Genomic DNA, 23,188 nt, shown 5'->3' with positions numbered 1-23,188 from the left:
GAAGTGAAAAGCGCCATCGCCGATGGTAGTGTGGGAGATCCCATGTGAGAGTAGGTCGTCGTCAAGCTTCAAACACAGAAGCCCTGATCGGAATCGGTCAGGGCTTTTTTGTGCCTGCTGAAAAGCTAAATAGCAAAAGGGTCAGACCCCCAGAAAAACGGTGGTTGAGCTGGAAGCTGATGTCTAGGGGGGCTGGCCTCGGTAGACCCCGGTAGGTAAGTGATCCCCTGTCACTCGCCATCAGGCAACTGTTCCTAGCTCCACAAGCAAGCTTGTAAGGTCGCTGCGGAACAGAGCCCGATGCCTCGCTCTTTGGTAGGAGTCGATCTCCTGACAAGGGGTCTGACCCCGCAGTCCAAGCGCAGCTCGTAAGGTCGCTACTGAGCCTAATGTCTCGCTCCTTGACACACAAAAGGCTGTTGCTAGGTCATCCTCCCAACATAAATACTGAGCGGTCTGCCGGACACCGAAGTCTATGCTAAGGGGAGTATTTCCGTAGGTAAGGTGGGTAAGAAAGAAAGGTAGCCCGTGGCATCTGGGTATCACGGGCTATGTGGGCATTAAGCAGTTGGAAGATTTTGTTTCAGCCAAGCTAAAGCTTGGTCATAAGGCTCAGGCATAGCTGACGCTAGCTTGTTAAGAGCTGCTTGAAGCTCATTTAGCTCGCCAGAGCACATATTGATATGGCCAACCTTGCGCCCTGGTCTAACGGACTTCTGATACCAGTAGAGTTCTAAACCTTTGATCCCGATCCATGAGTAGTCAACGTCCACACCAATCAAGTTAACCATCATGCTTTGGTTTTTGATTACCGCTGGAGCTAGAGGCAAGCCTGCTACAGCACGGATATGGTTTTCGAATTGGTTCACGCTTGCTCCAGCCTGTGTCCAGTGGCCGCTGTTGTGAACTCGCGGCGCTAACTCGTTGATGAGTAGCTTATCGCCAACACGGAAACATTCCATAGCCATGACCCCAACATAGTCTAGGGCATCCATTAACTTACCTAGCATCGTCTCAGCTTGAGGCTGTAAGGAAGCTAGACGTGTTAAAGGCGATATAGAAGCGTAAAGGATGCCGTTGATGTGTAAGTTCAGGGTTAGAGGATAAAAGTATTTCACCCCATCTCGACCACGAACACCAACCAAGGAGACTTCTTCATCGAAGTTAATGGCTTGTTCGGCAATCGCTTGACCTTTCCAATCATCTGGAATTTGCGTATTTTCAGCTTGTTTTAACCAATACTGACCGCGGCCATCATAGCCACCACGACGGCGTTTCATCAGCACACGATCACCTAAAGTGTTGTAGGCGTAGTCTGCAGTGCTATCGGCTTCTACCGGAAACCAAGGGGCAGTTGCTAATTCCAGTTTATCGATCCATTGCTTCTGTGTGAGGCGATCAGCTAGCTGTGGAAAAGTAGTCAGATTGACGAAATTCGGATGGGCTGCGAGTTGTTTCGTTGCCGCCGTTTCAGGCCAGTCTTCACGTTCAGCGGTCACGATATCGTCTGCTTCAAGAGGCAGAGTTGCGTCGGTTTCAATATCGATAGGACGTACGTCTAACCCGAGTGGATTAGCCGCTTGTTTTAACATTGCCCCAAGTTGTCCAGCGCCAAGTACCCAAATACTAGACATGACTTATTCCTCCCGTGGGTCTGGATTTTCCAGAACTGCTTCAGTTTGTTCTTTGCGGAAGTCCTCGATCTTTTCTGCCAGTTGAGGGTCGTTATTGGCAAGAATCTGACAAGCCAGTAGGCCGGCATTGAATGCACCAGAGGTGCCAATTGCTAGGGTTCCTACGGCTACCCCTTTGGGCATCTGTACGATAGATAACAAGCTATCCATGCCGTTTAATGCTTTGCTCTGTACTGGTACGCCCAGAACCGGTAGACGTGTGTGAGCGGCAACCATACCAGGTAAGTGAGCAGCACCACCGGCGCCGCCAATAATAACTTTAAAACCCTTTTCGGCAGCGGCTTCGGCGAATTCGCAGAGTTTGTTCGGTGTGCGGTGGGCAGAGACGACTTCCACATGGTAGGCGACGCCTAGTTTATCCATGATTTCCGCTGCGGCTTCCATGGTTGGCCAGTCGCTTTTTGATCCCATGATAAGGGCTACTTGTGGTTGCAAGGTGACTCTCCTCGATTTTTGCTCCAACGTATTAGGGATTGGAGGCATAAATGGTCAAAAATGAGATTGAGTGGCAAAAAGCCACATTCGAATGGGGCGATAATATAGCGGAAATGGCGTATTTTCGCGAGTTTTTGCTGTTCCAATCGCGTCATTTAAGCTGTATTGTTTGTGTGAATTATGAAAATTCATTAAAACTATAAAAGCGTTTTCTAAGCAATGCACAACCATTTTCATTTACTCGATAAGTATCAAAAATACGAATCAACGATCCAGGCTCTACTCACTTCCATTATGACTAGTCTGGATCGCCAGGCATTACTGCGAGATGTGGTTAAACAACGAGAAGCTATTGAGCAGTTGTCACATGCATACCCATTTATAGAGCTAATTTACAGTCTGGATAGTCATGGGGTGCAGTTAGCGGATACGGTAACAAGCCCGAATGTGACAGGCTTAAAAGCTCGAACCATGGGCAAAGGGACGGATAGAAGCCACCGTCCCTATTTCGAAGGGGCTGTTGTTTCTAATACTGATACCTTCGTGACTGCTCCCTATTTATCGTCAGCGACACATAAACTGGCGATTTCGGTCGTGCACAGCGTTCGTGCTCCAGAAGGTAGTGGTTACCTAGTCCTCAATTTTAATTTAGCCCGCTTGGTCTCATATTTATTGGGGGATGAGAAAAGAGACAAGCTACATCCCTACTTCCAATTGATTCATGGGGTTATCGGGGTGGCTTTAATTATCGTAGCCATTGCGCTTCTAGGGTCTGCTTTCTATTCATTATTTGTAGGTTTAGCCCATGATCAGGATGCTGCCAGCACCTCTTTTGGTAGTGTGGTAATGCTGACCCTAGCGTTGGCAGTGTTTGATCTTGGTAAGACGATTCTTGAGGAAGAGGTGTTGATGAGCAAGGATATCAATCACTATCACTCCACTCGACGAACTATCATGAGGTTTATCTCTGCGATTATTATCGCGGTATCCATAGAGGCACTATTGCTGATGTTTAAGTCCGTTTTGAAATCAGACCCGAGTCAGATTCTTAACGGCGTCGCCATGATGTTATCTGGTGTCGGTTTGCTAGCCGGTCTAGGTGTTTATCTAAAGCTAAGTCGCGAAGAGCGTTAAGCAGGATTACACACGCGCAGCAAGGTAGCTTTCATAGTCTGGGATATCGCGAGTGTATTCATCGCTAAACAATGGTGAACTCACGAGAAAATTCGCAGAAGAAACGCTACAGGCAATGGGGATGTTCCAGACCGCTGCGACCCGCAGTAGGGCCTTGATATCTGGATCGTGAGGCATAGGCTCGAACGGATCCCAAAAGAAAATCAGGATATCAATGTCGCCCGAGGCAATCATGCCGCCCAACTGTTGGTCGCCACCCAGTGGGCCGCTAATAAAAGCTCGTACTGGGGTAGAGAGTTCCCTTTGTAGAAGATTGCCAGTGGTGCCGGTTGCCATAAGCTCATGAGCAACCAGTTTGTCTTTGTGTTCACGTGCCCAGAGAATCAACTCTGACTTCATGTTGTCATGGGCAACAAGGGCGATGCGCTTACGGGCAGCGACAGTGATTTTCTTCTTTTGCAAAGGGAAATCCTTACCAAGCGAGGGTAAAGTGGTTAAACCACTTCACCCACTTTAACGATCTTCATACCATTAGTGGTGCCGTGGCTAACCAAGTGGTCGCCTTTGGTCACGATCACCAAATCACCTGTTTGCACGTAGCCTAGGTCTTCGATGCGCTTCACTAGACCAGAGATAATGGTGTCCACGTCGTATTCTTTTGAAGAGAACGCGACTGGTGTAACGCCACGGTAAAGGGCTGCACGGTTCAATGTCTCTTGATTCGGTGACAAGGCAAAGATTGGCAGACTTGAAGTAATACGAGACATCAATAATGGCGTGGTGCCCGACTCGGTCAAGCTGATAATCGCTTTGACACCTTCCAAATGGTTGGCAGCGTACATTGCCGACATGGCGATGGTTTCATCAATGCTGGTAAAGGTGACATCGATACGGTGTTTGGAGCGTTTTACGGAAGGTTGTTTTTCCGCACCAAGACACACGCGAGTCATGGTTTTCACCACTTCCTCTGGGTAGTCACCTGCCGCCGTTTCCGCGGACAACATCACCGCGTCGGTACCATCAAGTACCGCGTTCGCTACGTCGAATACTTCAGCACGGGTTGGCATAGCCTGGGTGATCATGGTTTCCATCATCTGGGTTGCCGTGATAACCGGGCGGTTTAGTTGACGGCAGCGCTTGATCATGTGTTTTTGTACGCCGATCAGCTCTGCATCACCGATTTCTACACCTAGGTCGCCACGGGCAACCATCACAGCGTCTGAAGCAAGAATGATCGCGTCGAGAGTTTCGTTATCTGCAACCGCTTCGGCACGTTCTACTTTGGCGACGATACCAGCGTTTAGGCCAGCGGCTTGAGCCAATGAGCGGGCTTCTTCAAGGTCAGCGGCGCTACGTGGGAAGGAAACGGCAAGGTAGTCGGCCTTTAGTGCAGCAGCCGTTTTAATGTCTTCTTTGTCTTTTTCAGTGAGGGCCGCAGCCGACAAGCCACCGCCCAAACGGTTGATGCCTTTGTTGTTGGACAGAGGTCCGCCGACAATGACTTTGGTGATAACTTCTAGGCCTTTTACTTCTAGCACTTCTAGTACCACGCGGCCATCATCTAATAACAAGATGTTGCCTGGCTCTGAGTCGGCAGCAAGCTGTGGGTAGTCGATGCCTACGCGGGTTTCATCGCCAGCATTTTTATCAAAGCCAACGTCCAAAACAAACGTCGCGCCTTCGGCAAGTTTTACCTTGGTATCTTTGAACCGGGCGATACGAATTTTAGGGCCCTGTAAGTCACCCAAGATAGCCACGTGACGATTGTTTTTCGCCGCCATTTCTCGCACCACATTGGCGCGATTGATGTGATCTTCCGGCGCTCCGTGGGAGAAGTTAAGGCGAAATACGTTGGCTCCGGCAAGAATCAGCTTCTCGATCATTTCTGGAGAGCTGGATGCAGGGCCAAGCGTGGCGACGATTTTCGTTCTACGTGTCATATCTGGTTACCAAAAGATTTTAAGATAAAAGGAAGTATAAGAGACAAGAAGGGCTGCGTCAGCAGCCCTTGGGTATATCTGTTACTTTGCGTTCATTAACGCAATGGTATTATCCAACATGCGGTTTGAGAAGCCCCATTCGTTGTCATACCACGACATCACTTTGACCAGTTTGCCCTGTACACGGGTTTGGGTGGCATCAAAGTTGGAAGTATAAGTGCTGTGGTTGAAGTCCATAGAGACGAGTGGCTCGTTATTGATACATAGTACTTCAGCCAAAACGGGATCTGCTGCGATAGCGTCAGCGATAATTTGGTTCACTTCTTCCGCAGTTGTTTCCCGTGGAGCTTGGAAAGTAAGGTCAACTAGAGAAACGTTGATAGTCGGTACACGTACCGCCATACCGTCAAACTTACCTGCTAGTTCAGGAACCACTAGACCGACAGCCGCTGCAGCGCCAGTTTTAGTCGGGATCATGTTCATTGCTGCGGCACGGGCGCGGTATAGATCAGAGTGGTAAACATCAGACAAACGCTGGTCGTTAGTGTAAGCGTGGATGGTGGTCATCAACCCGCTTTCGATACCTAGCTTGTCGTTCAGTGGTTTAGCAATCGGAGCCAAGCAGTTAGTGGTACAAGAAGCGTTAGAAATCACCGTCATGTCAGCAGTCAGCACGTCTTGGTTAACTCCGTACACGACGGTAGCATCAACGTCTTTTCCTGGGGCAGAAATAATCACTTTCTTGGCACCGGCGGTAATGTGAGCGCCAGCTGTCTCTTTAGAAGTGAAGAACCCAGTACATTCATAAACCACGTCAACACCAAGGTCAGCCCAAGGAAGTTTGGCTGGATCACGCTCGGAGTAGGTCAGGATTTTATCTTCGTTGATGTACAGTGCTTCAGAGTCGAAAGTAACATCCGCATTGAAACGTCCATGAACTGTGTCATATTTAGTTAGGTGAGCATTGATCTTAGCGTCGCCGAGATCGTTGATGGCTACAACTTGGATTTGCTCGCGTTTACCGGACTCGTACAGAGCGCGAAGTACGTTACGCCCGATACGACCATAACCATTGATAGCTACTTTAATTGTCATACTCACCTCTTAAGCTTTGCGGTTAAGAAGACTGTTGGCACCGAATGTGCTTGTTAGTCTGTTCTTAATATTTAGAAAAAATACTACAAAAAGGGATTTTGTCGCAAGGAATTGTGCGATTTATCCGCAAAAAATGCTTCAGCAACAGGATAAAATGAAATTATTACGATTTCAGGTCAAAAAAAGAACAAGAAACCTGCCTTGCAACCCTTTTATATTCGCTTCAACATCTATTTAGGTAATTAAATTACAAAAATAGAGGTTTTTCCAGCGATTTTTCGCTTTAAATCTGGAGTTTTGCTTTTATTATGTAGTAAAATTACCAAAAATGAGTGAGGCGTCACGAAGAACGCTACCATCAGGAGTGTAGACATGAATACCTTAGTGTCCCAAGTGACCAACAATATTATTGAGCGCAGCCAAGAACTACGCAGCCAATATTTAGCTGATATGCGCAAGGCTCAGGAGCAGGGCCCACACCGGGGTAAGTTGTCTTGTGGCAATTTAGCGCACGGTTTTGCTGCTTGTCAGCCACAGGAAAAACAAAAGCTAAAGCTAATGCAGGAAGCCAACATCGGTATTGTTTCTTCCTACAATGATATGCTGTCGGCACATCAACCCTATGAGGATTACCCTGCAATTATCCGCAAAGCGGTTGCAGAAATGGGATCTGTGACCCAGTTTGCTGGCGGCGTTCCGGCAATGTGTGATGGGGTGACACAAGGTCAGGACGGTATGGAGCTAAGTTTATTTAGCCGCGACAATATCGCTCAAGGCACCGCCATTGCTTTGTCTCACAACATGTTTGATGCTGCTTTATATCTAGGTATTTGTGACAAAATTGTTCCAGGCTTGCTAATTGGCGCATTACGTTTTGGTCATTTACCCGCCCTATTTGTTCCTGCAGGCCCAATGAGATCTGGCATCACCAATGCGGAGAAGGCGGCAGTGCGCCAACGTTTTGCGAAAGGTGAGGCGACGCGAGATGAATTGCTAGAAGCGGAATCTGCCTCCTACCATAGTGCTGGTACTTGTACTTTTTATGGCACAGCCAATTCTAATCAGTTGCTAGTGGAAATGATGGGCTTGCAACTACCTGGATCATCTTTTGTGAACCCAGATGATCCACTACGCGAAGCCTTAACTCGCCACACGGCTCAATTAGCGACGAAAATTACTGCGCTTGGTTCGGATTATCGTCCTCTCTACGAAATCATTGATGAACGTAGCATCGTGAATGCCATTGTTGGGTTGTTGGCGACTGGTGGTTCGACAAACCACACCATGCATATTGTCGCCTTTGCCCGTGCCGCAGGCATTATTGTGAACTGGGAAGATTTCTCACAGTTATCCAAAGTCGTGCCTCTATTGACTCGTATTTACCCTAACGGTCAGGCAGATATTAATCACTTCCATGCTGCTGGTGGTATGGCCTTCTTGGTGCGTCAGTTACTGGATGGCGGCCTCTTGCACGAAGATGTGATGACCATTGTTGGTCGTGGTTTAGAGCATTACACCAAAGAGCCTTTCTTAGAGGGTGACAAAGTGGTTTGGCGCGATGGCCCTGCCAAGAGCTTAGATGAAGACGTGGTGCGTCCGATTGACAACCCATTCAGCAAAGAGGGTGGCTTGTCCTTATTGACGGGTAATCTTGGCCGTGCGGTGATGAAAGTGTCGGCGGTGAAGGAAGAAAACCGTGTTGTTGAAGCTCCGGCGGTAGTATTCCACGATCAAAACGAATTGGCCGACGCTATCTCCTCTGGTCAGTTGGAACGGGACTGTGTCGCTGTGGTGCGTTTCCAAGGTCCGAAAGCCATTGGTATGCCAGAACTGCACAAGCTGACTCCGTTCCTCGGCAATTTACAGGATAAAGGTTACAAGGTGGCATTGGTGACCGACGGTCGTATGTCTGGCGCATCCGGTAAGGTGCCCGCCGCTATTCACTTAACACCTGAAGCATTGGCCGGCGGTTTAATTGCCAAGGTACAGACTGGTGATTTGGTGCGTGTTGATGCCAATACCGGTGAGTTGTCATTATTGGTAAGTGAGCAAGAGCTTGCGCAGCGTGAGGCTGCAACCTGTGATCTACGCGCTTCTCATCAAGGTATGGGGCGTGAACTATTTAGCGCACAACGTCTGCTAGTGAGCGGCGCGGAGCAGGGCGCTTGTAGCTTGTTTAATGATTAATTTTGGTTCCTCTGACTACTAACGTTTGTTAGTAATGGTGTTTAGGGCTTACCTCGGTAAGCCCTTTTTTTGGCACTTATTTGTCTACTTTAGGTAGACGGGTATCTTGCACGCTCAGTTTTAGCTTACGTAGGTGATCGTTAAACTCAGGGCCACGTTTGAGTAGCACGCCCGTTGCCAAAGCATCGATCAGGGTAAGGTATACAATCCGTGAACTCATCGGTGTATAGATATCAGTATCCTCGGTCTCTTCAATCGGCAGAACAATAGAGCAATGCTCGGTTAAAGGTGAGCCTGGGTTCGTGATACCGACAACGGTAGCGCCTGCTTCACGGGCAACGCGAGCGGTTTCAATCAAAGGCAAGGTGCGACCAGAAAGGGAAATGACGACGACCGCATCTCCTGGGTGAGTACCGGCTGCCGCCATGCGTTGTACCAAAATATCCGTGTAGGCGACAACGGGCATATTCAAGCGGAAGAACTTATGGTGCGCATCTTTTGCGACGGGGCCGGAGGCGCCTAGGCCATAGAACTCGATACGGCGCGCTTGAGCCAGAATGTCTACGGCACGGCTGATCAAGGACTCAGGCAATAACTCTTGAGCGCGAGTGAGGTTATTTTTCGCAGCCTCGAAAATCTTGTTGGTAATGGCGCCAGGGGCATCATCAGGCTCAACGTTGAGATTTACATAAGGGGTGCCAGTGGCAAGGCTCTGTGCCAACGCGACTTTAAAATCAGGGAAACCGCTACCAATCAAGCTGCGGCAAAAACGGTTTACGGTCGGCTCACTGACTTCTGCTCGGGCAGCTAGCTTAGCAATGCTGGAGTGGATGGTCGTTTTCGGGTCAGCCAGAATCGCTTCGGCTACCTTGCGTTCAGACTTGCTCAGGGTGCTTAGCTTTTCTTGGATCTTACGAATGATGTCTTCGTGTTTGTTCATTGATGCGCTTCAACAATAGGTATTGACTCAAAGGGACATGCAGGACATTCTGACAGCCGCTATCAAATCTGGCAATAAATGTTTCACAATGAACTCACTTTCTCATTATCTCAGCGAGATGGGCGACATTCTGCCCCATTTGCAGAAGATTAAAGTCGATACCATAGAAGATGGTTTTTCCAATCAGGTCTATAAATTGTCTTGGTTCAATGCGCCACGGGTAGTGGTGAGAGTGCCTGCCTTACCAGAGGACGCCTTCCTATTAAACCGGCAGGTAGAGCAAAAAGTGTGGCGCTATGCGGCGGAGCAAATGCTTACCCCGGCTTTGTTGTGGGCGAATGATGAGGGTGTGGTCGCCAGTGAGTATATCGCCGCGCCAAGTCTATCTTGGCAGGTACAGCATCCCGACGAAGATGTGATCCGTTTAGCCCAGCAGCTCGCTCGGCTGCATCGGGCCCCGTTGGTGAATAAAGATTACGAAGTGTATGGGGTGATTCGCCATTATTTGCAGCAAATACGCCATCATTTGCCCAGCCATTCCCATGAGTTAAATCGAGAAGTTGACTATCTACAACAGGCTTTTAGTCAGTTACCGATGATGCAAATCGAACGTAACAAGGTACTTTGTCACAACGATCTTAACCCCAAAAATATCTTAATGGACGCACGACATTGTTGGCTAATTGATTGGGAAGTGGCAGCAGTAGGGGACCCTGCCTTTGATTTGGCGGTATTGGCTCGTTCCCATAACCTCACCAGCGTACAAATTGACTTGCTGTTGCAATCCTATGGTTTGGATCACGATATTGTCGCCCATCGACGGGACGTGAACGTATTGATGTTGGCTTATGGCCTACGGGAAATGGCTTGGTTGCTATTAAAGCACTTAGTCACGCCGAAAGATTTAGAAGCGCTAGAATGTTACTATGCGTTTAAATCAGACCCTTCTTTGAATCCTGTAGTAGATATCGAGCGACAACGATGGCATTAAATCTCGCCCAAGACTGGCAGCAACGCCTAGCTGACCAATTTGACCAGCCTTATATGCAATCCCTAAAGGCGTTTTTGACAGCGGAGAAACAGGCGAAAAAAGTCATTTATCCCCACTCTCAAGATTGCTACAACGCCCTGAATCATACGCCATTTGATCAGGTAAAAGTGGTGATTCTAGGGCAAGACCCTTACCACGGCCCCGGTCAAGCTCACGGTTTGTCGTTCTCTGTATTGCCGGGGGTGAAGGTGCCACCATCGTTGGTCAATATTTACAAAGAATTGGAAAGTGACTTAGGCATACCGGTTGCTAATCATGGGCATTTAGTGAATTGGGCAAGCCAAGGGGTGTTACTGCTAAACAGTGTGTTGACGGTTGAGGCTGGGAAAGCGGGTTCCCATCAAGGTAAGGGTTGGGAGTCCTTTACCGATGCCATTATTCAAGAAATTAACGCCCATCATCAGGGGGTGGTGTTTATTCTTTGGGGCAGCTACGCCCAGAAGAAAGGTGCAGGTATCGATCGTTCGAAACATCTGGTCTTACAGTCGGTGCATCCATCGCCTCTATCGGCTTACCGAGGATTCTTTGGTAGCCGACCATTTTCATCCGCCAATCAGTATCTGCAATCGGTCGGCAAAGCGCCCATCGATTGGGGCGCTCACCTAAGGTAAGACTAATAGGCCGTTGCTGAGCGGAGCTTAGGCAACTTCATAAGGCAACGGTAGTTGAGTTAATGCTGAGTCAGCGCACTGGTATTGGACATCTTCCTCCACATTGTAAATAGCTAATGCAATATGCAGATCGCCAAAGGATGCTGAGCGCCACACACTACCAATGTTTTTTCCTTGCTCATTGGTGATGTCACTGCCTTCGTTCAAGGGAGCGCTACTAGCAAATAGTCCCATTTGCTTTTTCGACTGTCCCTTGTATTTCATGCGGGCAATGATCTCCTGCCCGGTATAACAGCCCTTACGGAAGTTAATTCCACCGTTGGCCTGCATATTGAGCCACTGGGGTAACAAGTTACTGGTATCAGCTAAGTTGGTTAGGGGGCGGGCAATCAGTAGTTCGAACACCGGCGCCGCGTCGGCTTGCACTTCCTCCAAAGATTGCTCCCCAGATACCAATCGCAAGTGGCGCTGTAGGTTGCCGGCAGTTGTCGTTATTACGATGGTTGAATCTTCTGCCACGGTTGCTAATGTATTCGCGACCGTCTCTTCCTGCTCTGCACCCCGTTGATCATATTCAAGATAAAGTGCGAACTCGTCGCTGGCATCACTTAGCTGGGTCTTAAAAAAGACCGCGTATTTTTGTAGATGCGTCAGAGTGGTTTCAACCAGATCCCGTTCCATTACCAATAGTAGGTTTTCGCCCTGTGGCGCTTTGAGAGCAAAGAAACTGCTGATAATGCGTCCCTTTGGGTTACAGACCGCACCGTACAGGCTTGCAGTGGGTGAAAGTAGATTGGTGTCAGAGGTGTATTGCCCTTGCAAAAACTTGGCGCTGTCTGGCCCCGTAAGGCGGATGACGCCAAGGTGACTGCCGTGGGCACGACTGAATTTGGGTAATTGAGATAGCAGGCTGTCGATGGTCATGATGTGCTCACAGAATATGGATCGTATAGGATGACATAATGGTGTTGATCTAAGTCAATTTCAACCGCCTCCTTTAGGCTTGGCGCGATTGCGAATACACAATGATATTTTGCCAAAATTGACGAAATTTAGCCGGTATTAATACTAAAAATGCAGCTTTTATCCTCTATCTTGACTCCCTACCCAGAACTCCAGAAGATGTGAAATAACCATCTGCCACGCTGCTATCATGGCATAACAACGAGGCATTGAGACGACCAACAACGATATAAAAAAGGTTAGCGCAATGTATTTGGGTTTAGATTTGGGCACATCCGGCATCAAAGGGGTACTTCTGGATCATCAAGGAGCACTCATCGATCAAGCCTCGGCGGCGTTAACCGTCGCCACACCTCAACCTAACTGGTCAGAACAAAACCCTGAAGATTGGTGGCAGGCAACAATCTCTGTATTAATGCAGCTAAAACAAGCCGGTCATGAATTGCAACAAGTGCAAGCGCTAGGTCTGTCTGGCCAGATGCACGGTGCTACCTTACTGGATCAAAAGGGGGCGGTGATCCGCCCCTGTATTTTATGGAACGATGGGCGTAGTTACCCACAATGTGAGCGCCTTATGACGTCTCATCCCGAGCTCATGGAACGCTCGGGGAACCTTGCTATGCCCGGATTCACCGCCCCCAAAATTCAATGGGTGCGAGAGCACGAGCCAGAGAATTTTGCCCGCATCGCTAAAGTGTTACTGCCGAAAGATTACCTGCTGTATCGACTAACCGGAGCGTTTTCCAGCGACTGCTCTGATGCTGCTGGGACTTTGTGGCTGAATCCCGCCACCCGTCAATGGGATGAAACCCTGTTGCAATTGACAGGACTGACTTTAGAGCACATGCCTAAGGTACACGAAGGCCATGAAGTCGTGGCGACACTGAGAGAAGATATCGCGGCTGAGCTTGGTCTGGCTCCCATTCCGGTGGTTGCTGGTGGGGGGGATAATGCCTGTGGTGCAGTCGGTATGGGAGTAACTAACCCTGGGCAAGGTTTTGTCTCCTTGGGTACTTCTGGGGTCTATTTTAGCGTAAGCGATGCCCACAATGCGGCACCGGAACATACTGTACACGCCTTCTGCCATGCTTTGCCGAACCGTTGGCATCAAATGGGGGTGACTCTTAGTGCGGCTAACTCCCTGGCTTGGTTTGCCGATATTTGTGATAGCCAAGTACCTGTGTTGCTAAACCGACTCTACGAAAGCGACATTACCCAAACCCGCGTGGTGTACCTGCCTTATCTCAACGGGGAACGCACGCCAATTAATGCTCCTGATGCCCGTGGACAGTTTTATGGCATGAGCAACGGCACCAGCCAAATGGAGATGACTTTAGCCATTCTCGAAGGGGTGGCCTTTTCTATGCTTGATTGTCAGCACGCCTTAGCCCAAGCGGGTACGGATGTGGATGAATTGTCTCTTATTGGTGGCGGTGCCCGCAGTGCATTATGGCGTCAGATCTTGGCCGATACCTTAGGGAAAACTATTGTCTATCGGGATGGTGGCGAAGTAGGGCCAGGGCTGGGCGCCGCACGATTAGCTTTGCTTGGGCACCGTGCCAGCCAAGGAGAGAATGTCGAGGCCTTGATTCAGGCCTATTGCCCGCTGCCAAAGGTACTCGATACTCATCAGCCACAGCCAGACAAACGCGCCTACTACCGAGGGAAATACGCCATCTATCGTGAGCTTTACCAACAAACCAAAACTCTCGAAGGGGCGCTGGCTAGTTTGTTCTAGCCTTTAAAAACAGATAAAAAAACCGTGTCGGGAATAGTCCTGACACGGTAAATCTGGACAGAGGATGAGATTAGTGCAAGCCGTGGTGCTCGATCCGTTTGTGAAACTGAGCACGAAAATCTCGCGGGGTCACGCCTTTAAGTTCATGAAAACGGCGGTTAAAATTCGCCACATTATTAAAGCCGACTTGGAAACAAATATTGGCAATTTGCTGATCGGTTTCAGTGAGCAAGCTACAGGCGCGGCTGATACGTACTCGATTTACAAACTCGATAAAGCGGTTGCCGGTGGCTTTTTTGAAAAACCGGGAAAAGTGACTGTCCGACATGCCAATCAAGCTAGCGACATTGGAAAGCGAGATGTCTTGGCTATAGTTGAGGGAAACATAGTCCACGACGGTGTTAATCTTGCGCTGCAAGGTTTCGTTGGATTTGACGTCAATTTGCACCGTCGAGAGCAGGCGGTAATTGCTACTTTGAGACAGCTTTTGTAGTAGCGGTAAGGCATACAGCAAGCGCTGTAGTCCCGATGAATCTCGTACTTGGGCAAACACCTTGCTTAGATAGTCTGGGTCAAAATCGTAAAACTCGATGCCGGATTTAGCCCGCGATAGCATGGGCAGCACTTCAGCTAATTCAGGGATGATCTTCATGCCATGCTCAAAGGATTCATGGTCGAAGCGTATCACCATGTCACGTAGCTCCACCGGTTCTTGGTTGTGTTGGCAAATCCAATTATGGGGTAAACGTGGACCAGTGAGGATTAACTGTCCCGGGCCATAGTTACCGATGTAGTCCCCAACGAAAACTTTACCGCTGGTAGCCACAATAAAATGCAGTTCATAGTCATCGTGGGCGTGCCAACGAATCAAATCACTGGGGTAGCCATGTTCTAGATAGCGAATGGTCTCTATGCCGTTATCAACAATCTCGTATTCCGGCGCAAAACGTTTATTGGTTTTAGACATAGGTAATTCCTGCTAATTCGCGTCCTGCCTTTATTATTGTCAACACAAGTATCCGTACTTGTGGGTAAAGCGTTTGTTCACATCATCGAGAGAGTGGTGGCGGGTATTTTTCGCTCACCACTTTCTTCATTTTTAGGCGTAACGTGCCCGCATGACTTTAATGGCTTCAGTTAACGTTGTAACAAATTCCGGATAGGAAGTCGGTACTTCTCCCCACAAAAAACGATCGTTCGCGAAAGCGTTTATACCCGCATCATCATTGGTAAAAGGCGCCAATGCGGCTAAGTTTGGTTCATGGTACGGGGTTGCCACAGTACCGGCTGCTGCCTTTTGGAAGTAGGTGAACCAAGCGGCGATGCCTTCAATGGTTTTCTGTGGGGTATTCCCAATCTTGTAAGAGCCAACTAGAGAAGGATAAACAAAAATCGGAAATTTGGCATAACCGTCGGTACAAATCCTCTCTACCGTATCGCCAATGTTGGCATTACTGAAACGACGGGCAATGATTTGGTAATAAGCCGGTAAGTCGACAATGGACTCCCCAATCGCCGGAATCGAGTCCTGAGTGATGAAGTCGGTTAGATACTGGCTTAATTCTTCATCCCGCATGGCTTCGTCAAAGTAGGTCATTCCTTTTAATGCAGCTTGATAAACCACATTGGTATGGCCTGCATTTAGGATACGAATTTTGGCTTCTTCGTAGGGGTCTACTTGCTCGACAAATTGAACGCCTACCAAGTCAAGGGCCGGTTTTGCTCCGGCGAATTTGTCCTCTACCACCCACTGGATAAAGTCTTCCCCCATCACGGTCATTTCGTCATCACAGCCAAAACGCGTTTGCACATCTTCAACGTGAACTGGGCTTGGCTTCGGTGTGATGCGATCCACCATGGAGCATGGGAAGGCTACGTTGGCTTTGACCCACGCGGCGAGTTCCGTATCGCCTTTGGCCTCTAAGAATTGCATCAAACCCGCCTCAAGAATGTCACCGTTGTGGCGCAAGTTATCACAGCACAATAGGGTGATTTTCCCTTGGGAAGTTTGGCTACGCAGTTTCAAACCGGCGTATAGGAAAGCGTAAAGCGTATTGCGTCCACCCGCTAAATCTTCCTTGATTGCCGGATGATCAAACATCATCTTGCGGCTTTCATCTAGGTAGTAGCCCCCTTCGGTAACTGTCGAGGTAACCAATTGGGTGCGCTCGTCGGCCATGGTTTGATCCACTAGCTCTGGCGTTTGAGCACCGTCAATTTGCTGCACAACAGAACGAATATGTTCGTAAACCGTGGCCCCCTCAGAGTCCATAGTTTTCAACACGTACTCGCCTTTTTGCTCCATAAAACGGGCAAATATGGCGCTATCTTGAGGGCGAATATTGACGCCAGTGATGCCCCAGTTTTTGCCTGCCTCGGTGGCGAGCAACCGATCAAAATAAACCGCTTGGTGAGCGCGATGGAATGCGCCGACACCGAGGTGCATCACACCGGCTTGGATATCTTCCCGGCGATAGTTTTGCACCTGCATTTGGTCACTGTTTTGAGTAAAAGTAAGACGGTCAGCCATGTGTTAGTCCTCGGCTACAACAGAAAATACGCGGTCGCTTTCGTTAAATAAGATGACTTCAGCGCGATCCACATTGATGTGCACCAGTTCACCATCTTTGATGTTGGTGCGAGCTGGGGCTTTAACGATTACCGTCTGGTCATTGGCCAAACGAATATGGGTATAGGCTTCGGAACCTAGGTGTTCAATCAATTCCACCTTACCAGTCAGATCACCGCCGCTTTCCACTAGGTGCATGTGCTCAGGGCGAATGCCCATGGTGACTTGATTTGGCAGTGGGCCGTGGATACGCGACACAGGGAAGTCGATGCTGGCTTCAAGCAATTTAAGATGCAGCACGTCCCCTTCGCGGATCACATTATCCAGCGGAATCAGGTTCATCTTCGGTGTACCGATAAACTCGGCTACGAAACGGCTATTAGGTGAGCGGTACAGCTCTAGAGGCGTACCAACCTGTTCAATTTGACCTGCGTTTAGAATGACCACGCGATCCGCCAGCGTCATGGCTTCAACCTGATCGTGGGTTACATAGATCATGGTGGTGCCGAGTTTCTTGTGTAGGCGCGCAAGCTCTAGACGCATTTGCACCCGTAGTGCCGCATCTAGGTTGGAAAGTGGTTCGTCGAATAAGAATACTTTTGGCTGGCGTACGATGGCGCGACCGATAGCCACCCGCTGACGTTGACCGCCAGATAGCTCTTTCGGTTTACGCTCCAGAAGTTTATCAAGTTGTAAGGACGCCGAAACTGACTTCACTTTTTCCTCGATAATATCATTGTCCACTTTAGCCAGACGTAAAGCGAAACTGAGGTTTTCTGCCACCGTCATATGCGGGTACAAAGCGTAGGACTGGAACACCATGGCTAGGTCACGTTTGGATGAAGCCAGCTCAGTAATGTCGCGACCATCGAGCTGAATGGTGCCACCGGTACTGGATTCGAGGCCGGCGATGGTGCGCAATAGAGTAGATTTACCACAGCCAGATGGCCCCACGAAGACGATAAATTCGCCTTCCTCGATAGCGAGGTTAATGCCCCTTAGCGCATGGTAGTTGTCGTAGTGCTTCTGTAGTTCGGTAATATTTAAGTAAGCCATTGTTATTATTCCTATAAATTATTTCACAGCGCCGAAGGTGAGGCCTTGCACAAGTTGTTTCTGGCAGAACCAGCCAAATACCACGATGGGCGCACAGGCCAGTGTTGAAGCAGCAGATAGCTTGGCCCAGAATAAACCTTCAGGGCTTGAGTAAGAGGCGATCATGGCAGTGAGTGGCGCGGCTTCTGACGCAGTCAAGTTGAGCGACCAGAAGGCTTCGTTCCAACACAGGACGATGGATAGCAGACCAGTGGAGGCAATACCGCCAACCGACAGTGGCAGTACCACTTTGGTGACTTCGCCCCATGGGCTGGCACCGTCCATGCGGGCTGCTTCTAGGATTTCTTTGGGCAAATCTTTGAAGTAAGAGAACAGCATCCACACAATGATGGGTAAGTTCATCAAAGTGAAAATGATCACCAGACCAAGTTTGGTATCTAGCAAACCGTTATCCCGAGCAAGGATGTAGATGGGGACTAGCACACCGACGGCTGGCAGCATTTTGGTGGACAACATCCATAGCAAGATATCTTTGGTTTTCTTACCGGGGAAAAACGCCATCGAATAGGCCGCCGGTATGGCGATGATGAGCGCCAGAATGGTCGAACCAAAAGAAGTGACCACTGAGTTCCAAGCATGTTTTAAATAGTCGCTACGCTCTTGCACGATGCCAAAGTTTTCCAATGTCGGTTCAAACAAGAACTGTGGCGGTACGGAAATGGCCTGTAGCTCGGTCTTGAAGGAGGTCAAAAACATCCACAGGATCGGGAAGAACAGCAGCAAAGCGATTGCCCAAGAGGCAAGGCCGACCAGCAAGGTTTTGAGTTTTCTTTGTTGTGTTAATGTCATGTCAGTCACCTCACACTGTTAGGTTCTTGCCGACAGCGCGGATCAAGAAGAAAGCGACGATATTGGCAAGTACAACGGCAAATAGACCACCGGCAGACGCGACACCCACGTCGAATTGCAATAGCGCTTGGTTGTAAATTAGGTAAGCAAGGTTGGTACTGTCATAGCCTGGGCCACCGCCGGTAGAAACGTAGATCTCAGCAAATACGGCCAACAGGAAGATGGTTTCTATCATCACAACCACGGCGATTGGGCGCGCTAGATGTGGAATAGTTAGGTAACGGAAAATATGCCAGCCAGTCGCACCATCCATTTGAGCGGCTTCTTTTTGTTCCGTATCTTGTGATTGCAATGCGGTAACGAATACAAGAATCGCAAACGGTAGCCACTGCCAGCTCACCATAATAATTACGGACATCAGAGGGTAATCGGAGAGCCAATCGATCGGTTCTAATCCCAAAGAATTGGATATCCAAGCGAAGATGCCATAAACCGGGTTCATCATCATATTTTTCCAGATCAAGGCATTGACCGTTGGCATGATGAAGAAAGGAGAAATCAATAACACCCGTACGATGTTGCGCCCATGAAAGGGTTTGTCGATTAGAGCCGATAGGGCGACACCCAAGACCACCGTGATCACCAACACTGAGATCAGCAAAATTAAGGTGTTGGAGACGGCAATCCAGAAGCCCGGATCAGTGACAAAAAATTCAAAGTTCAACCAGCCAACAAAATTGTTACGCCCAGGGTATAACAAGTTGTAGTTAATGGTTGAGAAGTAAATGGTCATGGATAATGGCACTATCATCCATGCTAGCAGTAGTAGCACAGAGGGAGCCATTAGTAAGCGAGTGATGGAACGCTTCATGGGATGTTACTCTCGTAGGTGTTTTAGAACGCGTCTCGCGACGAAGCTAGATAAAAGAGCGGAGTAAGGACTCCGCTCTTTAGTAGGGTCGTTAGCTACTAAAACTTAGTAGTAACCAGCCTGGCGCATCTGACGATCAGCCGAGCGGTTGGCAGACTGCAACGCTTGGTCAACAGTCAAGCTACCAGCTAACGCACCAGAGATCATTTGGCCAGCAGTTGTACCGATCGCCTGGAATTCAGGGATAGCGGCAAACTGAACGCCAACGTATGGAGAAGGTTCCAAAGTACTGTCATTTGGATTAGCAGAGTTGATCGCTTTCAGCTCGGCATCAGCAAATACGGCAGCTTTTTGGAACTCAGGGTTTTCGTAGGTAGAAGTACGTGTACCAGTTGGCACCGCACCCCAACCGTTATGGCTAGCCACTAACTTAATGTAGTCTTTAGAGGTTGCCCAACGGACAAACTTCTGGGCCGCGTCCGCTTTCTTCGTCGCGGATGGGATACCTAGCGCCCAAGACCACAGCCAGTTAGCGCCTTTCTCAGTAACTTTGAATGGAGACTGAGCGAAGCCAACTTTGTCAGCCACTTTGGACTGCTTAGGATCGGTGACGAAAGAGGCTGCAATAGTCGCATCGATCCACATACCACATTTGCCTTCGTTGAACAGCGCCAAGTTTTCATTGAAGCTGTTACCACTGGCACCTGGAGGTCCGTAGTTGTTCAACATATCAACATAGAAGGTGACAGTGTTTTTCCAAGCGTCAGAAGTTAACTGAGGTTTCCAGTCCATATCGAACCAGCGAGCACCGAAAGAGTTGGCCATGGCAGACAAGAACGCCATGTTGTCCCCCCAGCCTGCTTTACCACGTAGACAGATGCCGTAGACACCATTGTCTGGGTCATGCATGGCTTTAGCCGCATCACGAATGTGATCCCAGCTATCACGGTCACTGATGGTAACACCGGCTTTTTCGGCTAGGTCTTTACGGTACATGACCATGGAGCTTTCACCATAGAATGGGGCAGCATACATAGTGCCGTCGTAAGATAGACCACCACGGATGGAAGGTAGGATATCGTTCACGTCGTATGAGCCACTCACGTCAACTGGCTCTAACCAGCCGCGCTCACCCCAGATTGGCGCTTCGTACATACCAATAGTCATAACGTCGTAGAGACCACTGCCATTGGCGATATCTTGCGTCACGTTTTGACGTAGTACACCTTCTTCTAAGGTCACCCATTTCACTTTGATATCAGGGTATTGCTTTTCGAAATCAGGCGTCAGTTTCTGCATCTCAATCATGTGACCGTTGTTTACGGTAGCAACAGTGATGGTAGTTTGTGCAAAAGCGCTGAACGCTGCGAAGGAAACCGCACAAGCGACGGCTGTTTTGGTAAGGCTTTTCATAGGTTCCCCCAGTAGGAGTAAGTTTTTTTTATAGTGATACCTAATTTCTTGATCTGAATCGCAATCAAGTGGCAGTAAATATAGGCGATGGGGTAATTGACTCGCTAATACATATATAGCCAATACTGGTACAAATTTGTTTAGTAGTTACCTTTTTCTACAAAATAGTGGTCAAAATAATACTCTTTTGACTGATTGTTTTTTGATCTTGATCACCCGCAAACAAAGGGCTCTGAAACAAAAAGGCATCAATAGGGCTACTTTTGGCAATTTCCTCCTCCTTGGGGCTGGCATATAATGGCGCCACATTTGTGTGGAGAATTGACATGTCTGACCTGATCGAAAGTAAAGATTCCTTGGCCTTTAAACGACTGCAGTGGCAGTGTCGCCGTGGCATGCTAGAGTTAGATTTGTTGCTAGAACCCTTCCTAGATGAGGTTTTTCTCAGTCTAGATGAAGCGGATCGTCAGCGTTTTTATCGTCTTTTAGAATGTGAAGATCAGGAGATCTTCCCTTGGTTTATGCAAAAGGAAGTGCCTGAGGATGCGGATCTTGCGCGCATCGTCAGCCTGATAGTGAATCGTGTCCAACCCGAAAATTATTCCGCTTAAATTCTCTGTTCTAGCTTTAGCACTGTGGCTGCTGATTGCCGCCGCAGTGACTTTTCTTGCGGCAACGCGTTTTTATTATTATCCCGTAGTTTGGTGGGGGGGTGCGGTTACTAGCTTTGGTCTCGGGCTGGGCTGGTATCGTCGGCGATTTCTATGTGTCCAGGTTAGTATTGGATCAACATGTCATGTCTATGATTGCCGTAATCGAGCGAGGGAAGTGGCGTTAGTGTTTCGGGGCCAGTGGTTTGTGGTGGTGCGTGAATGTCGTAGTTTTGGACTGCTGCGCCATGTCATTTATCGGGATCAAATGACTTATGAACAATGGCGCTGCCTTAGTTCTTTCTTGGCTGTGCAGGCAATTACCACGCCGCAGCGCTCCCTAAGAGAGCGCCTTTGGCGGGGTTAGAATCGTCGCCGCTGCGGTGTCTAGCTGTTCTGGATAGTCGAGGGTGAAGTGCAGGCCACGGCTTTCTTTACGGGACATGGCAGACCGGATGATTAAGTCGGCGACTACCGCCAAGTTACGTAGTTCCAGAAGGTACGCTGAAATCTTGTAGTTAGCGTAAAACTCATCAATTTCGGACAGCAATAAATCTACGCGATGTTTAGCCCGTAACAGGCGCTTATCAGTGCGTACTATGCCTACGTAGTCCCACATAAAGCGGCGTAGTTCGTGCCAGTTATGGGAGATCACCACATCCTCATCCGAATCCGTTACTTGCGTGTCATCCCAATCCGGAATGTTGATATCGGCTTCACGTACCAAAGTTGACTTGATGTGTTCAGCAGCGGAACGACCGTAAACGATACATTCCAATAGGGAATTGCTGGCTAGACGGTTGGCACCATGCAAACCGGTGTAAGCCGTTTCACCAATAGCATAAAGCCCTTCCACATCTGTCTTGCCATTTTGATCTACGACCACACCACCGCAAGTGTAATGGGCTGCCGGCACTACTGGAATCGGGCCTTTGGTCATATCGTGACCGTATTCAAGACAGCGTTGATAGATGGTTGGGAAATGCTCTTTGATAAAATCTGGATCTTTATGGGAGATATCCAGCAGTACATGCTTGATCCCCAAGCGTTTCATTTCATGATCTATAGCGCGGGCAACAATGTCCCGTGGAGCCAACTCGCCACGCTCGTCAAAATTGAACATGAAGCGGGTGCCATCTGGTAGTAACAGGCGGCCACCCTCGCCGCGTACAGCTTCAGATATCAAAAAGGTTTTCGCTTTCGCATCGTACAAGCAAGTTGGATGGAATTGGTTAAATTCCATATTGGCAATGCGACAGCCCGCTCGCCACGCCATAGCAATGCCATCTCCCGAGGCTGTGTCTGGGTTGCTAGTGTATAAGTACACTTTGCTGCTACCACCACAGGCTAGTGCCACCCGCTGGGCATGAAACACATCCACTTCGTCCGTTTCTTGGTTCAAAGCGTAGAGTCCCACGATGCGGCTTTCTTTTGATCCTAGTTTACGACTATTAATCAGATCCACCGCAATGCGATCTGGAAAAAAGTGGATGTTAGGGTGATTGATAGCGTTGTGTACCAAGGTTTGCGAGATCGCACGACCCGTAGCATCGGCAGAATGAATAATACGTCGATGGCTATGTCCACCTTCTTTGGTGAGGTGGTACTGGTCACTTTCACCGTAGCGGGTAAAAGGCACTCCTTGCTCGATCAACCAATCGATACTGGCTTTGGAGTTTTCTACCGTGAAGCGAATCGCCTCTTTATCACCTAAATGAGAGCCAGCGGAGACCGTATCTTCAATATGGGAGTCGATGGTATCAGTGTCTGACAAAACCGCCGCCACGCCACCTTGAGCATACAGGGTAGCACCTTCTTCAATATCGCCTTTGGTCAGAATCGCGACGGTAAATTGGTCAGCCAACTCAAGGGCTAACGTCAGGCCTGCGGCACCGGCACCGACAACGACAATATCGTAGTGAAGATGGTTGCTCATAAGTCTCTATCTTATTGGTGATTATGGAATTAATGGTACACTTGTTTATAAGGTTG

General features: G+C 48.8%; 21 protein-coding genes. 7 read left to right on the top strand and 14 right to left on the bottom strand.

Annotation, left to right across the window (positions count from 1 at the left end):
• Positions 1–560 precede the first annotated feature (560 nt).
• Both purK and purE read right to left on the bottom strand, forming a co-directional pair.
• Positions 561–1,634: a 5-(carboxyamino)imidazole ribonucleotide synthase gene (purK, locus tag FJM67_RS09000; RefSeq protein WP_140588576.1), complete on the bottom strand. Its 1,074-nt coding sequence runs from the start codon at positions 1,632–1,634 to the stop codon at positions 561–563.
• A gap of 3 nt (positions 1,635–1,637) precedes the next feature.
• Positions 1,638–2,129, bottom strand: coding sequence for a 5-(carboxyamino)imidazole ribonucleotide mutase (gene purE, locus FJM67_RS08995; RefSeq protein ID WP_140588575.1), 492 nt, complete (start codon positions 2,127–2,129; stop codon positions 1,638–1,640).
• A 219-nt stretch (positions 2,130–2,348) separates the two neighbouring features.
• Between purE and FJM67_RS08990 the strand changes: the two genes are divergently transcribed.
• Entirely contained in the window at positions 2,349–3,263 is a 915-nt protein-coding gene (locus tag FJM67_RS08990; RefSeq protein ID WP_140588573.1) for a PDC sensor domain-containing protein, read from the top strand.
• A 6-nt stretch (positions 3,264–3,269) separates the two neighbouring features.
• Here the strand turns inward: FJM67_RS08990 and FJM67_RS08985 are convergent, their stop codons facing one another.
• The 3 genes from FJM67_RS08985 to gap all read right to left on the bottom strand — a co-directional run bounded on the left by FJM67_RS08985 (position 3,270) and on the right by gap (position 6,298).
• A complete protein-coding gene (locus tag FJM67_RS08985; protein WP_140588571.1) occupies positions 3,270–3,725 on the bottom strand; it encodes a methylglyoxal synthase in 456 nt (151 codons plus the stop codon).
• A 32-nt stretch (positions 3,726–3,757) separates the two neighbouring features.
• Complete coding sequence (gene pyk / locus FJM67_RS08980; RefSeq protein WP_140588569.1) at positions 3,758–5,203, bottom strand: pyruvate kinase; 1,446 nt, start codon at positions 5,201–5,203, stop codon at positions 3,758–3,760.
• An 81-nt stretch (positions 5,204–5,284) separates the two neighbouring features.
• The gene (gap, locus tag FJM67_RS08975; protein WP_140588568.1) at positions 5,285–6,298 is read right to left on the bottom strand and encodes a type I glyceraldehyde-3-phosphate dehydrogenase; all 1,014 of its coding nucleotides are present in this window, start codon (positions 6,296–6,298) and stop codon (positions 5,285–5,287) included.
• 372 nt (positions 6,299–6,670) lie between these two features.
• Here gap and edd point away from each other — a divergent pair, with 372 nt between their 5' ends.
• The gene (edd, locus tag FJM67_RS08970) at positions 6,671–8,485 is read left to right on the top strand and encodes a phosphogluconate dehydratase (RefSeq protein ID WP_140588566.1); all 1,815 of its coding nucleotides are present in this window, start codon (positions 6,671–6,673) and stop codon (positions 8,483–8,485) included.
• A gap of 76 nt (positions 8,486–8,561) precedes the next feature.
• Here edd and hexR read toward each other — a convergent pair whose 3' ends face one another.
• Entirely contained in the window at positions 8,562–9,425 is an 864-nt protein-coding gene (gene hexR / locus FJM67_RS08965) for a transcriptional regulator HexR (RefSeq protein WP_140588565.1), read from the bottom strand.
• Between the two features lie 88 nt (positions 9,426–9,513).
• On the opposite strand from hexR, the gene FJM67_RS08960 reads away from it, so the two are divergent.
• Together FJM67_RS08960 and ung are read left to right on the top strand one after the other, a co-directional pair.
• The gene (locus FJM67_RS08960) at positions 9,514–10,416 is read left to right on the top strand and encodes a choline kinase family protein (RefSeq protein WP_181161464.1); all 903 of its coding nucleotides are present in this window, start codon (positions 9,514–9,516) and stop codon (positions 10,414–10,416) included.
• Positions 10,407–11,087: a uracil-DNA glycosylase gene (ung, locus tag FJM67_RS08955; RefSeq protein WP_140588561.1), complete on the top strand. Its 681-nt coding sequence runs from the start codon at positions 10,407–10,409 to the stop codon at positions 11,085–11,087. Before FJM67_RS08960 ends, ung begins: the two co-directional genes overlap by 10 nt.
• A gap of 27 nt (positions 11,088–11,114) precedes the next feature.
• Here ung and ygfZ read toward each other — a convergent pair whose 3' ends face one another.
• Positions 11,115–12,011 carry a CAF17-like 4Fe-4S cluster assembly/insertion protein YgfZ gene (ygfZ, locus tag FJM67_RS08950; protein ID WP_140588559.1) on the bottom strand — a complete coding sequence of 299 codons (897 nt, stop codon included), beginning with the start codon at positions 12,009–12,011 and terminating at the stop codon, positions 11,115–11,117.
• 286 nt (positions 12,012–12,297) lie between these two features.
• Between ygfZ and xylB the strand changes: the two genes are divergently transcribed.
• Complete coding sequence (gene xylB / locus FJM67_RS08945) at positions 12,298–13,788, top strand: xylulokinase (RefSeq protein ID WP_140588558.1); 1,491 nt, start codon at positions 12,298–12,300, stop codon at positions 13,786–13,788.
• 70 nt (positions 13,789–13,858) lie between these two features.
• Here the strand turns inward: xylB and FJM67_RS08940 are convergent, their stop codons facing one another.
• The 6 genes from FJM67_RS08940 to FJM67_RS08915 form a co-directional block, all read right to left on the bottom strand.
• The gene (locus FJM67_RS08940; RefSeq protein WP_140588556.1) at positions 13,859–14,755 is read right to left on the bottom strand and encodes a helix-turn-helix domain-containing protein; all 897 of its coding nucleotides are present in this window, start codon (positions 14,753–14,755) and stop codon (positions 13,859–13,861) included.
• 132 nt (positions 14,756–14,887) lie between these two features.
• Positions 14,888–16,318 (bottom strand): mannitol dehydrogenase family protein, encoded by a 1,431-nt coding sequence (locus tag FJM67_RS08935; protein ID WP_140588554.1) that lies wholly within the window; start codon positions 16,316–16,318, stop codon positions 14,888–14,890.
• Positions 16,319–16,321: 3 nt separating this feature from the next.
• The gene (locus FJM67_RS08930) at positions 16,322–17,413 is read right to left on the bottom strand and encodes an ABC transporter ATP-binding protein (RefSeq protein ID WP_140588553.1); all 1,092 of its coding nucleotides are present in this window, start codon (positions 17,411–17,413) and stop codon (positions 16,322–16,324) included.
• A gap of 18 nt (positions 17,414–17,431) precedes the next feature.
• Positions 17,432–18,262 carry a carbohydrate ABC transporter permease gene (locus FJM67_RS08925; protein ID WP_140588551.1) on the bottom strand — a complete coding sequence of 277 codons (831 nt, stop codon included), beginning with the start codon at positions 18,260–18,262 and terminating at the stop codon, positions 17,432–17,434.
• Between the two features lie 10 nt (positions 18,263–18,272).
• The gene (locus FJM67_RS08920) at positions 18,273–19,133 is read right to left on the bottom strand and encodes a carbohydrate ABC transporter permease (RefSeq protein ID WP_140588549.1); all 861 of its coding nucleotides are present in this window, start codon (positions 19,131–19,133) and stop codon (positions 18,273–18,275) included.
• A 105-nt stretch (positions 19,134–19,238) separates the two neighbouring features.
• Entirely contained in the window at positions 19,239–20,546 is a 1,308-nt protein-coding gene (locus FJM67_RS08915) for an ABC transporter substrate-binding protein (RefSeq protein ID WP_140588548.1), read from the bottom strand.
• 326 nt (positions 20,547–20,872) lie between these two features.
• Between FJM67_RS08915 and FJM67_RS08910 the strand changes: the two genes are divergently transcribed.
• Positions 20,873–21,157, top strand: a complete 285-nt coding sequence (locus FJM67_RS08910) for an FAD assembly factor SdhE (RefSeq protein WP_181161463.1) — start codon at positions 20,873–20,875, stop codon at positions 21,155–21,157.
• Positions 21,129–21,563, top strand: coding sequence for a hypothetical protein (locus tag FJM67_RS17505; RefSeq protein WP_181161462.1), 435 nt, complete (start codon positions 21,129–21,131; stop codon positions 21,561–21,563). Before FJM67_RS08910 ends, FJM67_RS17505 begins: the two co-directional genes overlap by 29 nt.
• On the opposite strand, the gene nadB is transcribed toward FJM67_RS17505, so the two are convergent.
• On the bottom strand, positions 21,537–23,132 hold the full coding sequence (gene nadB / locus FJM67_RS08900) for an L-aspartate oxidase (RefSeq protein WP_140588545.1): 1,596 nt from the start codon (positions 23,130–23,132) through the stop codon (positions 21,537–21,539). The genes FJM67_RS17505 and nadB overlap by 27 nt on opposite strands.
• Positions 23,133–23,188 lie beyond the last annotated feature (56 nt).

The sequence above is a fragment of the Maribrevibacterium harenarium genome (genome assembly GCF_006385675.1).
Classification (GTDB): domain Bacteria; phylum Pseudomonadota; class Gammaproteobacteria; order Pseudomonadales; family Marinomonadaceae; genus Marinomonas; species Marinomonas harenarium.
This window is presented reverse-complemented; position numbering and strand designations above follow the sequence as displayed.

Excerpts from the sequence above, each read along its gene's own strand:
- purK (WP_140588576.1), bottom strand. The coding sequence starts at position 1,634 with ATGTCTAGTATTTGGGTACTTGGCGCTGGACAACTTGGGGCAATGTTA.
- FJM67_RS08990 (WP_140588573.1), top strand. The coding sequence starts at position 2,349 with ATGCACAACCATTTTCATTTACTCGATAAGTATCAAAAATACGAATCA.
- pyk (WP_140588569.1), bottom strand. The coding sequence starts at position 5,203 with ATGACACGTAGAACGAAAATCGTCGCCACGCTTGGCCCTGCATCCAGC.
- gap (WP_140588568.1), bottom strand. The coding sequence starts at position 6,298 with ATGACAATTAAAGTAGCTATCAATGGTTATGGTCGTATCGGGCGTAAC.
- edd (WP_140588566.1), top strand. The coding sequence starts at position 6,671 with ATGAATACCTTAGTGTCCCAAGTGACCAACAATATTATTGAGCGCAGC.
- hexR (WP_140588565.1), bottom strand. The coding sequence starts at position 9,425 with ATGAACAAACACGAAGACATCATTCGTAAGATCCAAGAAAAGCTAAGC.
- FJM67_RS08960 (WP_181161464.1), top strand. The coding sequence starts at position 9,514 with ATGAACTCACTTTCTCATTATCTCAGCGAGATGGGCGACATTCTGCCC.
- ung (WP_140588561.1), top strand. The coding sequence starts at position 10,407 with ATGGCATTAAATCTCGCCCAAGACTGGCAGCAACGCCTAGCTGACCAA.
- ygfZ (WP_140588559.1), bottom strand. The coding sequence starts at position 12,011 with ATGACCATCGACAGCCTGCTATCTCAATTACCCAAATTCAGTCGTGCC.
- xylB (WP_140588558.1), top strand. The coding sequence starts at position 12,298 with ATGTATTTGGGTTTAGATTTGGGCACATCCGGCATCAAAGGGGTACTT.
- FJM67_RS08940 (WP_140588556.1), bottom strand. The coding sequence starts at position 14,755 with ATGTCTAAAACCAATAAACGTTTTGCGCCGGAATACGAGATTGTTGAT.
- FJM67_RS08935 (WP_140588554.1), bottom strand. The coding sequence starts at position 16,318 with ATGGCTGACCGTCTTACTTTTACTCAAAACAGTGACCAAATGCAGGTG.
- FJM67_RS08930 (WP_140588553.1), bottom strand. The coding sequence starts at position 17,413 with ATGGCTTACTTAAATATTACCGAACTACAGAAGCACTACGACAACTAC.
- FJM67_RS08925 (WP_140588551.1), bottom strand. The coding sequence starts at position 18,262 with ATGACATTAACACAACAAAGAAAACTCAAAACCTTGCTGGTCGGCCTT.
- FJM67_RS08920 (WP_140588549.1), bottom strand. The coding sequence starts at position 19,133 with ATGAAGCGTTCCATCACTCGCTTACTAATGGCTCCCTCTGTGCTACTA.
- FJM67_RS08915 (WP_140588548.1), bottom strand. The coding sequence starts at position 20,546 with ATGAAAAGCCTTACCAAAACAGCCGTCGCTTGTGCGGTTTCCTTCGCA.
- FJM67_RS08910 (WP_181161463.1), top strand. The coding sequence starts at position 20,873 with ATGTCTGACCTGATCGAAAGTAAAGATTCCTTGGCCTTTAAACGACTG.
- nadB (WP_140588545.1), bottom strand. The coding sequence starts at position 23,132 with ATGAGCAACCATCTTCACTACGATATTGTCGTTGTCGGTGCCGGTGCC.